General features: G+C 64.4%; 10 protein-coding genes. 7 read left to right on the top strand and 3 right to left on the bottom strand.

From position 1 onward, the window contains the following. Window positions 1-88 precede the first annotated feature (88 nt). Together WDS16_RS22655 and WDS16_RS22650 are read right to left on the bottom strand one after the other, a co-directional pair. Complete coding sequence (locus WDS16_RS22655; RefSeq protein ID WP_338887897.1) at window positions 89-1,201, bottom strand: DUF475 domain-containing protein; 1,113 nt, start codon at window positions 1,199-1,201, stop codon at window positions 89-91. Between the two features lie 108 nt (window positions 1,202-1,309). Continuing rightward, window positions 1,310-1,885, bottom strand: a complete 576-nt coding sequence (locus tag WDS16_RS22650) for a TerD family protein (protein ID WP_338887895.1) — start codon at window positions 1,883-1,885, stop codon at window positions 1,310-1,312. A 232-nt stretch (window positions 1,886-2,117) separates the two neighbouring features. On the opposite strand from WDS16_RS22650, the gene WDS16_RS22645 reads away from it, so the two are divergent. The 7 genes from WDS16_RS22645 (at window position 2,118) to WDS16_RS22615 (ending at window position 11,179) form a co-directional block, all read left to right on the top strand. After that, window positions 2,118-3,221, top strand: coding sequence for a hypothetical protein (locus tag WDS16_RS22645; RefSeq protein ID WP_338893575.1), 1,104 nt, complete (start codon window positions 2,118-2,120; stop codon window positions 3,219-3,221). Between the two features lie 28 nt (window positions 3,222-3,249). Beyond that, entirely contained in the window at window positions 3,250-4,407 is a 1,158-nt protein-coding gene (locus WDS16_RS22640) for an HpcH/HpaI aldolase/citrate lyase family protein (RefSeq protein ID WP_338887893.1), read from the top strand. Further along, window positions 4,404-6,731 (top strand): phosphoribosyltransferase, encoded by a 2,328-nt coding sequence (locus WDS16_RS22635; RefSeq protein WP_338887891.1) that lies wholly within the window; start codon window positions 4,404-4,406, stop codon window positions 6,729-6,731. Before WDS16_RS22640 ends, WDS16_RS22635 begins: the two co-directional genes overlap by 4 nt. Next, a complete protein-coding gene (locus WDS16_RS22630) occupies window positions 6,728-7,540 on the top strand; it encodes an HAD family hydrolase (RefSeq protein ID WP_338887889.1) in 813 nt (270 codons plus the stop codon). The genes WDS16_RS22635 and WDS16_RS22630 overlap by 4 nt, the downstream gene beginning before the upstream one ends. A 123-nt stretch (window positions 7,541-7,663) precedes the next feature. Further along, window positions 7,664-9,082, top strand: a complete 1,419-nt coding sequence (locus WDS16_RS22625; RefSeq protein ID WP_338887887.1) for a hypothetical protein — start codon at window positions 7,664-7,666, stop codon at window positions 9,080-9,082. After that, window positions 9,079-9,843 (top strand): ESX secretion-associated protein EspG, encoded by a 765-nt coding sequence (locus WDS16_RS22620; RefSeq protein ID WP_338887885.1) that lies wholly within the window; start codon window positions 9,079-9,081, stop codon window positions 9,841-9,843. The genes WDS16_RS22625 and WDS16_RS22620 overlap by 4 nt, the downstream gene beginning before the upstream one ends. A 97-nt stretch (window positions 9,844-9,940) precedes the next feature. Beyond that, window positions 9,941-11,179 (top strand): TerD family protein, encoded by a 1,239-nt coding sequence (locus WDS16_RS22615; RefSeq protein ID WP_338887884.1) that lies wholly within the window; start codon window positions 9,941-9,943, stop codon window positions 11,177-11,179. On the opposite strand, the gene WDS16_RS22610 is transcribed toward WDS16_RS22615, so the two are convergent. Further along, the gene (locus WDS16_RS22610) at window positions 11,176-12,732 is read right to left on the bottom strand and encodes a glycosyltransferase family 87 protein (RefSeq protein ID WP_422395702.1); all 1,557 of its coding nucleotides are present in this window, start codon (window positions 12,730-12,732) and stop codon (window positions 11,176-11,178) included. The genes WDS16_RS22615 and WDS16_RS22610 overlap by 4 nt on opposite strands. Window positions 12,733-12,742 lie beyond the last annotated feature (10 nt).

The raw sequence follows: 12,742 nt of genomic DNA, 5'->3' as shown, positions 1-12,742 counted from the left end.
GTGAGCGGCTCCGCCGCAGTGGCACGGTTGAGTGCACCCTGATGCACTTAACCGTGCCACTGGGGGGCGGAGCCCCCAGTGCTACCGACTAGACGTGCACGTGGGTGTCCGCGCCCTGTGCTTCCAACTTGCGGTTGCGCATCACCGAGCTGACGAATGCAGCACCGATGAAGAACACTCCGACGAGTCCGGTGATGATCTCGTTGACGTGCACACCGATCGACACCATCAGAATGAGCGCCAGCGCGCCGATGGCCCAGTGCGCGCCGTGTTCGAGGTAGACGTAGTCCGACAACGTTCCCTTGCGGACGAGGAAGACGGTGATCGAACGGACGAACATCGCACCGATGAAGCCGAGACCCAGGGCGATGATGATCGGATCCGCGGTGATCGCGAATGCGCCGATGACGCCGTCGAACGAGAACGACGCGTCGAGTACTTCGAGGTACAGGAACAGGAAGAAGCCTGCCTTGCCTGTCGCCTTGGCCAGCTGCGTCGGGCCGCCCGAAGAAGCGCTCTCGGCACCCTCCTCGCCCTCTTCTTCGATGTGGAACAGCTCACCCAACCCGTTGACGGCGATGTAGGTGATCATTCCGAGCACACCGGCGACCATGACGGTGGAGATCTTCTCGTCCTCCGCCAGGAACTCCGCAGTGAGAACGAGGATGATGCTGGCGACGACCACGGCAAGCTGGTCGAGCCGGCCGATCCTGGCGAGCGGCTTCTCGAGCCAGCTCAGCCAGGTGATCTCGCGGTCCTCGAAAATGAACCCGAGGAACAGCATCAGCAGGAACATGCCGCCGAACGCCGCGATCTGCGGGTGAGCATCGGTGAGGAGCGTCTCGTAGCTCGGACTTCCGTCTGCGAAGTACGCGGCGTCGTCCGGCGGTGGATTCAGCGCCAACCGCACGGCCGCAACCGGGCCGAGCCCGGACGCAGCCCAGACGATGACGAGCGGGAACAGCAGCCTCATACCGAACACGGCGATGACGATGCCGATAGTAAGGAAGATCTTCTGCCAGAACTCGCTCATCCGACGCAGAACCGTCGCGTTGATGACGGCGTTGTCGAAGGAGAGCGACACCTCGAGGATGCCGAGGATGAGGACCAGGAACAGCGCCTGCCATCCCCCGTAAATGAACGCCACGATCACCGAGACGATCGTGACTCCGATGGACCAACCGAAGATGCGTAGAACCACGGGCTAGTGGCCTTTCTGTAACCGGCGCAAGGAAAGCACAAAATAGGAAAATCCCCGCCTCATCATGAACGACGAAGCGGGGTAGTCCCAATCTTGACCTACGCTTTACTAGACGTTTACCCCAAAATCGCGGGCGATTCCGGCGAGGCCCGAGGCGTAGCCCTGGCCGACGGCGCGGAACTTCCACTCGGCGCCATTGCGGTACAGCTCACCGAACACCATGGCGGTTTCGGTCGAGGCGTCCTCACTGAGGTCGTAGCGAGCCAGCTCGGAGTTGTCCGCCTGGTTGATGACGCGAATGAACGCGTTGCGCACCTGACCGAACGATTGCGAGCGTGCATCGGCGTCGTAGATCGAGACGGGGAAGGTGATCGTGTCGACGTTCGGCGGAACCGCCGCCAGGTCTACCTTGATCTGCTCGTCGTCGCCCTCGCCCTCACCCGTGGTGTTGTCGCCGGTGTGCTCGATCGATCCGTCGGGGGACTTGAGGTTGTTGAAGAAAACGAAGTGCTGGTCGCTGAGGGCCTTCTTGTCGGCTCCGAGCGCGATTGCGCTGGCGTCGAGGTCGAAGTCCGTGCCGGTGGTGGAACGAATGTCCCATCCGAGACCGACCGTCACAGCGGTCAGGTTCGGAGCCGCCTTGGTGAGTGAGACATTGCCGCCCTTGCTGAGGCTGACGCCCATTGAGAGTCCTTTCGCAGTGAGTTCCCCTACGCAGTTCACCGTAGTGGTCTCGTGTCCGATTCGTGCCAGTACGTCGGTTGTCCTAACGCCAACGCACACCCCACGCTGCGAAGTTCCCGTCAGTACTATCGGGCAAGTGACAAGTCGCCGACCTGGACTCTTCCGTCGCTCCGGCGCGCCGGATCCCAGTGCGCGCGCGGCACAGGACAGCGCAGTGGCCGCGTTCCTCGACATGGACAAGCGTCAATCGATCGCATCCTCCGGAGTGGACGCTGTCCGTAGCGTCACTCCTGAACGCGATCTGTCGGCGCAGTGGGCCTCCACGGAGAAGGCCTGCTTCGACGCCGGCGCCGCCTACCTGGCAGCTGTCGAGCAGTTCGACGGCATCGTCACGACGCAGGCTCAGGCCGCGTTCCAGAATGCAGCTCACGGCCTCGGTGAAGCGGCCAAGGCCGTGGACCGGTTCTACAGCGCGCACCGAGACACGCTCGAACATGCTCGGTCCGCACTCGCAGCGACACCTCGACTTGCACAGGACGCGAAGGCCGCCGCGGAGAAAGCCCAATTGGCCGTGGCCTCCGCCGATCCCGCGTTCACCGATTACCCGTCCATCCGCTCGGCATGGCGGGCCGTCGATGCTGCGGTCGCGTCCCTCGACACCATGATGAGTGCACGGGACGCTCTCGGCGCGCGTACCGCCGCAGCGAACGTGCGCGAGGCAGCGTCCGCTCTCGAGGAGGCCGTCGCTGCTGCACCTCACCGCGCCAAGGAGGCCAGGTCAGCGCTGGCCTCCGTCCGGACCAGGGTCGAAGCGGTGAGTACTCGGTTCGACCGCCTCGCGCCCGCGTTCTCCGCGCTACTGCGGGAGTTCAATGCCGCGAGCTCGGCCGACCTGTCCGGCAACGAGCGTCTCAGCGCACGCCACATCGAACAGGCGCAGGAAGACCTGTCGGCGGCACGCGCTTCGGCCGAGTGCGGCGATCCGGAACAGTCGTTGGACTACATCGCGCAGGCCCGCGTGCATCTGAGCGACGCGGAGAAGCTCGTCGACGCCGTGACCGAACGCCTCGAGATGCTCCGCCAGGCGAAGTCGGACCCAACAAGCAAAGAACAGGCGGTGCGTTTCAGGTTGCGAGACGCACAACAACTTGCGGTCAATCGCGGTCTGGTTGCCGAATGGGGGTCGGTGTTGGATGCTCAGCTGGCTCGAATCGACCGCGCCAACGCAGCACTGACCGGTACGCACCCCGACTACTGGTCCTATCTCCAAGATCTCGACAGCATTTCCAGCTTCATCACCGGAGTGATCGACCGAATGCGCGGCTCGGCTCGCTGATCACTCGCCACGGACATTAAGGACATCGGTGCAACACTTCAGACATCTCGACGCAGCAGTGCTGGACCGGCTGTTCCTGCGCGCGCCGAAACAGATCGACACTGCGGGAGACTTGTCAGTCATCGCAACGGCTCTCGGTGCGACCCTGTACATGCCCGCGACTCGACCGGACCTCGCCGAGACGCTCGTCAAACGGTCCGCCGAGGGTGTGTGCTCCCTCGTGATCGACCTGGAAGACGCGGTCGCCGATCACAACCTCGAAGAAGCGATCACCAACACGGTCGATTCGCTCCAGAAGCTCGACTCGGCCGACGTGTTCGGGTCCCTCCTGTTCGTGCGTGCTCGTAATCCCGAGCAGATTCGCCGCATCTGCAAGTCGATCGGTCCGGGTACGTCTTCGCTGTCGGGCTTCGTGCTTCCGAAATTCACCGCAGCCGGAGGTGGCGAGTTCCTCGACGCAATCGCCGACGCATCGGTCGCGCACGGGCGGAGACTGCTGGCCATGCCGGTTCTCGAATCCCCCGAGATCGTCTTTCGCGAAACCAGAGATTCCGAGCTCGCCGCCATTCGTGCACTGCTGCACCGACACCGCGATCGGGTCCTCGCCGTCCGCATCGGTGCCACCGACATGTGCGGGATGTTCGGAATCCGGCGCGACCGCGATCTGACTATCTACGACGTGCGAGTCGTAGCCGATGCGATCAGCGCTATCGTCAACCACCTTGCGCGAACCGATGACTCGGGATTCGTCATCACCGGTCCGGTCTGGGAGTACTTCGCCGACCACGAGCGAATGTTTCGCCCCATGCTCCGCCAGACTCCGTTCGCCGAGCAGGAGGCAGTCCGCTTCCGTCAGCAACTGGTCAGCCATGATCTCGATGCGCTGCTGCGCGAGGTCGCCCTCGACCGCGCCAATGGAATTCAAGGCAAGACCGTCATCCACCCATCGCACGTCGCCGCAGTGCACGCACTGTCCGCCGTGACCCACGAGGAGTACCACGATGCCGTCGACATTCTCGAGTCCGACGCTGGGGGCGTGCGCGCATCCGGCTACCGGAACAAGATGAACGAGCTCGGCCCCCACCGAAACTGGGCGCGCCAAACCATTTTGCGGGCAAAGGCATTCGGAGTCACCAACGAGGGAATTTCGTTCGTCGACCTCCTGACGGAACTGGCGGGCCGATGATCGAATCGACCTCGGGAATTCGCCTCGCCTCGACCGGAAGGTCCTCGCGGTGGTCGGTCGAGACGCTGGTTCGCCCCGGCCTGCGTCGCAACCCCCGACGCGCACACCTCCTGGTCTCAGAAGTTCTCGGCAAGCACATCCCGGTCGACCCGGCAGTCGTCACCGACGCGGCCGATCGACTCGCCGATCTGGTACTCGCCACCGTCGGTGGATCGGACGTCGATGTGCTCGGATTCGCCGAAACGGCAACCGGATTGGGCCACGGCGTTGCAGCCCGACTGGGTGCACACTGCTACCTGCACTCGACGCGTCGCACCGTCCCCGAAATCGACGTGTACGCGGAGTTCCAGGAAGGCCACTCGCACGCAACCGATCACCGCCTGCTTCCCACATCGGCGGGAGTCCTGGCACCGCAACTACCACTGGTGTTGGTCGACGACGAGATCTCGACTGGGACGACGGCGCTCGAAGCGGTACGTTCCATGCACGCCGTCACCCCGCGCACCCACTACATCATCGCCTCGCTCGTCGACATGCGGGCACCCGAGCACCGAATCGAATCCGATTCCGTTGCAACAGAACTCGGCGTCGTCATCGACAGCGTCAGCCTCGCACAGGGGAGCGTAGCGCTCGACGAGAATCTGGTCGACTCGGTCGCGGGACTTCCCGACCCCGAATACAACCCTGTAGGCGGGGTCGCGGGGACCGTCACCCGTGTCGATGCCTCATGGCCGGCAACCGTTCCAGACGGCGGACGTCATGGCTTTCTCGCCTCCGACGCCGCGCCCTTCGAAGCCGCCGTCGCCGAGGTCGCTGCCGTCGCTGCCGCCGCGATGACCCCCGGTCGGGCCGTCGTCGTTCTCGGCCACGAGGAACTGATGTACCTGCCGCTGCGGGTCGCGTCCGCGTTGGCGGACCGCGGGCACCCTGCTCTGTTCCAGACGACGACTCGCTCCCCGGCCTACGTACTCGACGAGCCCGGTTATCCACTTCGTCGCGGGTTCCGTTTCCTCGCACCTGAACTCGGGGAAGCCGAAGCCCGCTACGTCTACAATGCGTCGGGACCGGAGGACGCGCTGATCGTGTTGGTCGTCGACGAGCCAGCCGACACCGAGTTGCTGTTCGACGCCGCTGGTGCGGCCAAGACGATCGCAGCGTCGGGCGCCGACGTGCTGGTGGTCGTCGTTCGCGGGGCGGATCCAGCGTCCCTGACGGTGTCGCGGCGAGCTGTACCGTTGACAGGCCCCGAGTTCGGTTCGTACGCCCCACACGAGGTCACCTGGCTGCTGAAGGATCTGTCGGCTGTGGCGCTGGAAGCCGACATCGCCGAGCGCGAGAAGAAGATTCAGGCCGGTACCGCGCACTACGCCGAATCCCTGCCCGTCGAGTACCAGCCGGACTCGGCATATCGGGAGTTGTTCGAAACAGTGTTGCACGACAGCGCATCCCGACTTGCCCTCGCCGTGGGCACCGTCACCGAGCTCGTTCTCGCCGAACGCGGTCACGACATCGTGCTCGCCTCGCTGGCACGAGCAGGAACCCCGGTCGGTATCCTGATGCGGCGTTGGGCATTCGAGATGCACGGGCTGGAACTGCCGCACTATGCGGTCTCGATCGTGCGAGACCGAGGCATCGACGCCGTGGCCCTGCGCTATATGGCCGATCATCACGATTCGCGGTCGATCGTGTTCGTCGACGGGTGGACCGGAAAAGGTGCGATCGCCCGCGAACTCTCGGCGGCATTGGCGGAGTTCGACGGTGCCGAGTTCGACGACGATCTGGCCGTCCTCGCCGATCCCGGGCACTGCGCACGCACCTACGGCACGAGGGACGACTTCCTCATCGCATCCGCATGCCTCAATTCGACTGTATCCGGACTTGTTTCGCGCACAGTTCTCAACGATGCCCTCATCCGGGACGGCGACTTCCACGGCGCGAAGTACTATGCCGAACTCGCCGCAGAGGACGTGTCGAACCACCTGCTCGACACGGTGTCCAGTCACTTCGCCTCAGTGCGCACGGCTGCCGAAACGGCGGCGGCAGAAGTCGCAGGATCGGACCGAAACCCCAGCTGGAGTGGCTGGGCGTCGGTGGAAAAGGTGCGCCAGCAGTTCGGAATCTCGCACGTCAATTTCGTCAAACCCGGTGTCGGCGAGACCACGAGGGTGTTACTGCGCCGCGTACCATGGCGAGTTCTCGTACGTGAGGAGACTGCACCGGAACACAAGCACATCCGCATGCTCGCCGAAGCCAGAGGCGTCCCCGTCGTCGAAGTGCCCGACCTGGCGTATTCGTGCATGGGACTGATCAAGGACGTCACGTGAAGAACACTCTCGCCTCCGTCGATCTGGATCGGACGATGATCTACTCGCGTGCTGCGCTGGGCTTCCCCGTCGACGACTCGGTCACCTGCGTCGAGATGTACGACGGCGGGCCACTGTCCTACATGACCATCGACGCCGCGAGCCGACTCGACAAGCTCTGCTCGGTTGCCGTCGTCGTGCCGACGACGACGCGCACCATCGAACAGTTCCAACGAATCGCCCTGCCGGGTGCACCGTGGCGGTACGCCATCACCAGCAACGGCGGGAACATCCTCGTCGACGGTGAACCCGATCCGCAGTGGCGAGCGAATTTCCACGAGGTGGGTCTCGACCGGATCCGGGCCGAACTGGATGCGCGCGCTGTCGGCGAGTGGGTACTGAAGCGACGAACCGCGGATGACTTGTTCTGTTATCTCGTCGTCGAACCGGCACAGGTCCCCGACGGTTTCCTCACCGAATGGTCCCAGTGGTGTGTTGCACGCGGATGGAATGTCTCGCAGCAGGGCCGCAAGATCTACACGATGCCCGACATGGTCAGTAAGAGCAAGGCTGTGGCCGAGGTAGTGAAGCGGTGCGTCGACGAGGGTGCTCTGAGTGCTCGGCCCCTCACGCTCGCTGCGGGCGACGGCGCTCTCGATGCCGACATGCTGATAGCCGCCGACCGCGCGATTCGTCCCGCGCACGGCGAATTGGAGGCACTGAACTTCCAATACCGTGGACTCACGGTGACCGCGACGTCTGGGGGGAGGGCAGGGGAGGAAATCCTCGCCTGGCTCGGTGAACAAGTCGAGGGTCGGGTGGAACCATAACGGCCGCTCTTGCGTCCAAGTAGACAAGTGGTGTTTGTACGCACTGTTCTGTCTCGAACACAGGGGGTAGTCGAAAATGCGCAGTGGTTCTCGTGTGCGACGCAGCAGGGCCGGTGAGGTGTCGTGAGCCCCGAACCGATCAGCATCGGTGATCTGAGCCGCGAGCTCGAGAGGCTCGCGCACATCGCGACAACCGCCAGCACGGACGACACCGACTTCATGCAGCAGTTCGCTGATGCACTCAAGCGCGACTTCGCCACCAGGGCTGGGTACTCCGCCCAGTTCGATTCGAATCCGGTTGCCGACGATCCGTTCGACGCGATGTCCCACGAAGACATCTGGGCGAAGGCCGGCAGCCTGGATCCCGCGACTATCGACCAAACCTCGAACAACTGGCGCGCGCTCGGATTCGAGGCAGCGCGGAGTGCCGCCGCGTTCTCCAAGCAGATCGCGGATCAGATCGGCACCAACTGGCAGGGTGCCGCGGCAGATGCTGCAGGCCAGGGCGTGCAGAAGTACGCCAACTCGTCCGTCGAACTTATGTTGTCTGCGGACACATTGGCGACCAAGGTCATGGAAAGCTACGGCGGCGTCACGAGCACGAAAGCGATGCTGCCGCCGCCCGTCCCCTACGCCGGCGGGGAGAAGATCCTCGATGCGCTGACCTGGGGTACGAGGACGTTCCTGCCCGGAGACATGAAGAGCATCCAACACGTGCACGAGGAAGCCGAGGAAGCGGCGCGGTCGGTGATGAAAACGCACTACGCACCGGTCATTCGTCAAGCGGCCGTAGAGGTTCCGGTACTACCGCCGGCAGTGAACCCACTGAACGGAACCGACACACCCATCACGTCGCCTGGTCTGAGGATCGACCCACGAACGGATTCCAGCCCCATTCCTTACTCCGGATTCGGGTCGGACGGATCCGGATCGGGAGGTTCGGGGCAGGACACACCGGGACAAGGCACACCGGGAACCGCTCCTGGCGCCTCCGATTCGCAGGCCCAACCGCAGACAGGGGCGACGCCCCAGGACACCGCCACGCAGGCGTCGAACTGGGCGCCATCCGAATCACCGAACGCGGGACAACAGTCCGGAGCCGGCACTTCGGGACCCGCGGGTCAGGGCACCGGGAGTCAGGGCGCCGGGAGCAACTCGACGTCTGGCTCCCCGTACGGCGGGTCTATGGCGACGGGGCAGGGCGTCCCGGGAGGGCGGTCGGCGTCAGGTGGGACCGGGGGCAGGTTCGGTGGATCCGGATCGCTCGGCGGGGCAGGAGGTGGCTCGGCACTGGGAAGCGCTCAGGGCGGTGGCCTCGGCTCGAGTGCCGGCGGTGTCGCATCGGGAGGGGCTGCCGCGGCCGGACGCGTCGGAGCTCCGGGAATGGGCGGAATGGGAGGCATGGCACCGGCCGGCGGACGCGGCGGTCCGGGTGGCGACGACGACGTGCACGCGACCCCGGGATATCTGATCGACGCGGTGAACGGGGACGACTTGATCGGCTCACTACCGCTTGTTGCACCGCCGGTGCTCGGCGAGTGAACGATCGTCGTTGGACCTTCGAGGGCCTTCCATTTCGGATGCTCATGGAACAGGCCGGGCGCGATCGGCTTCCGTTTCCACTGCAGTTCAGACCGGATGCCGACTCCGCCGCCGATTACCACCGGCAACGTCAGGAGGCTTCGAACACCGTCGCACCGTTCATGGACGCGGACTTGCGCGCCGCGGTGCACACCGTGGTCGAGCCGCGGGTACGCGTCGAACTTGTCGGCCACGTCCGAGTGGGGCAATCGGCGCACCAGAAGCTTCGGGCCCACGCGGCCATCGGCTTCGACGCCGCCGCCGTGCTGACCCAACGGCCGGGCATCGACGACCGCTCCGGCGAGGACGTCACCGTGCAGCTGATGGAGCCGTTCCGGAGCGTGGGCGCGGTTCTGGCAGTTCTACCCGAAGTCGGCAGCGGGACCAGTCCGAGGATCGACGTCGACCGACCTGCGCGGCCCACCGACAACGACTCGAGTTCACCGCTGCTGTCCAGCACACCCCGAACGACCGATGACGTGCGCTACGAGCGGCTGTTCTCGCGAGCACCGTCGAGCGCCGGTGAAATTCTGGTGTGCGCAGGTCCCGCACCGGACAGCAGGCTCACCGAAGGTACAACCGGTGTGCAGTGGGTGGATTTCGACGACGACGGTCGGTACATGATTCGACATTCGTCGCACATCAGTGTCATACCCGTGTCCACCGCCGAACTAGCTTCGGAGATAAGGAACCTCGTCGAGATGGCAACGCTGCCTTCCTGACACATCGACCAGCCGGTTTTCGGGGTTCGGGATTCGGACAATTCCACCCAGTACATTGGTGTGCAGCATCTTCACACCGAGACGAAGGACTTCCTGTATGTCTGCTCCAGCCGGCCAGCCCTTGGCAAAGGGCCAGAACGGCCCGATCACTGCAGGCGACGTCGTCGTCTCGGTGCGACTCACCGCGCCCGCCGACCTGTCCGCACTGATGGTCGGTGCCAACGGGAAAGTACGGTCCGACGCGGACTTCGTGTTCTTCAATCAGCCGACCGGCCCTGGCGTCCGTCTGGTGCCCGGCCCTGCGGGACAGCCTGCACAACTGGCGATCTCGCTGGCCCAGGTTCCTGCCGACATCGAACAGATCCGCGCGGTCATCACCCTCGAGGACTCGTCGAGCAGCTTCGGTCGTTCCGCCCCACCCACCGCCACCGTCTCGGATGGCCAGGGCACTGCGCTCTTCCACTACACGATCGACGGTCTGAGCAGTGAGTCCATCGTCATCGCGGTCGAGATCTACCGACGCTCGGGCGCGTGGAAGGTCCGCGCGGTCGGCCAGGGCTACGCGGGTGGCTTCGCCGCCCTCGTGACCGATCACGGTGTGTCAGTCGACGACGCTCCCGCCTCCCAACCAGCGGCCCAACCAGCGGCCACACCGGCGCCACCGCGCACCCCACCGCCCGCTGCAGCTCCCACCCCACCGCCTGCGCCCTCCGGACCGCCTGAGGTCAGCCTAACGAAGTCAAGGCCCGTCAGCCTCACCAAGGGTCAGAAGGTCACCCTGAAGAAGGACGGCGGCGTTGCGCTGACGACCATCCGAATGGGGCTGGGCTGGGACCCGGTTCAGGCACCGAAGAAGACCAGCTTTTTCGGCGGCGGCGGGAAGGGCGGCAACATCGACCTCGATGCCTCCGCGATCATGTTCGCAGGTCGGAACGTCGCCGATGTCGTCTACTACGGGCAGTTGAAGTCCAAGGACAGTTCGATTCTGCATCAAGGCGACAACCTCACCGGAGAAGGTGAAGGCGATGACGAGGTGATCAACGTCGACCTGACCCGGGTGCCCCCGCAGGTGACTGCGATCGTATTCACGGTCACGTCGTACCGCGGACAGACGTTCGAGCAGATCGACAATGCCTTCTGCCGACTCGTCGACGACACCAACAACACCGAGCTCGCACGGTTCACCCTTCAAGGCGGCATGCCGTTCACCGGTCTCGTCATGGCCAAGGTCTACCGCGACGGCGGCAACTGGAAGCTCCAGGCACTCGGCGAAGGCATCAACGCAAAGCATGCGGGCGAAGCAGTGCCGCAGCTCGGACCGTACATCCAGGCCTAGGGACTCGTCGCGGAAACCGCTTGATCGGGAGCGGTTTTCGCGCGTACCCGCGCATCCGGCGCACGGTCGAGTACGCCACCGTTCGGATCATCCACGCCGAACTGCCGAACCAGATCCTCTCGCGGGCGGTAGATCTGGCGCACCACCAACGCGCACAGACCGATCACCGCTAGATCGCGCACGACGATCGTCCCCGTGAACCACTGCTCCGGCACACCCTTGTTGCCGATCCCGAGGTAGTAGTACATCCGCGGAAACCACACAAGTGCATCGATCGCCATCCACGCGAGCAGAATTCGCCGATGTGGCAAAGCCAGAACGGCAAGCGGAACCAACCACAACGAGTACTGCGGGCTCCACACCTTGTTTGTCAGCAGAAATCCTGCAACGACGAGGAAGCCGAGTTGCGCCAGTCGTGGTCTCGTCGGCGCATTGATGGCGATGTACGTCACCGCTCCGCACACGAGAATGAAAAGCCCCAACGTCACGGCATTGAGGATCATCGGTTCATCCCCTGGATAGAGGACACCGTCGAACCCGCCCCACCCGGTGAACGACGTCACGACGTTGTAGATCGAGTCAGGATCGGCACCACGCGCCGAGTTGAGCCGGAAGAACTCGTACCAGCCGCTCGGATACAGAAGCGCGATTGGGAGATTGACCGCGAGCCATGCTGCGAGTGCGGCGCACGCCGCCTGACCCCAGTCGCGTAGCTTGCCAGCGCGCCAACACAGTACGAGCAACGGACCGAGAAGCAACAGCGGATAGAGCTTGGCCGCACCGCCGAGCCCCAACAGGACTCCAGCAAGAACGGGCCGTTTCCTTCCCCACGCCAACACTCCGGTGGCCGCGAATGCCGTTGCCAGAGCGTCGAAATTGGTGAAGCCGTGGACGATGACCAACGGAGACGCCGCGACGAGAGCCGCGTCCCAGATGCGCCGGCCCGCAGACATCGCCGTCGCCCATACGGTGACCAGCCATGCCAATGCCAGGCCGATAGCGACGACGTTGAAATAGATGGCCACCTGCAGCGCCTGCGGAAGCCACGGGGCCGAGCTCCACGCCTCCGCGACGAGCATCGACCCGTACTGGTACAGACCCGACAACACCGGGTACTCCATGTACCGAATCTGCGTCGAACCATCCGCAGCCACTTCTTCCCAGGACTTCTTGTACGGGAATGCACCTTCGTCGAGACGCTCGGCACCGAACAACGGAACTGTGTCGGAGTAGCACATCGCCACGTACTGACGGCTGCCACTCCAATCCAACCCGAGCGAACCGTCGGGACCGTTGGGCGCCTGCTGAATACAGCCGGCTTTCGCAAACCAGCCGAAGCTCAGGAACACCACGGCGAGCAGCAGCAGAACACGCAGCGGGGTCATGAAACGTTGCCGCCCGATCAGCGCGTGCCTGCCTACCGGGCCGCCGATGACCGCCGCGAGCTGAGCCGTCGTCGGATCGTTCGTCGCAGGCAGATCACGACGACCGTCCGACGACAGATCCGGCGCAGGTTCGGCCGGGCTGGCGATTCTGCGCCTTCTCTCGCTCACCTGGGGAAGG

The organism is Rhodococcus sovatensis (assembly GCF_037327425.1).
GTDB lineage: Bacteria > Actinomycetota > Actinomycetes > Mycobacteriales > Mycobacteriaceae > Rhodococcoides > Rhodococcoides sovatense.
This window is presented reverse-complemented; position numbering and strand designations above follow the sequence as displayed.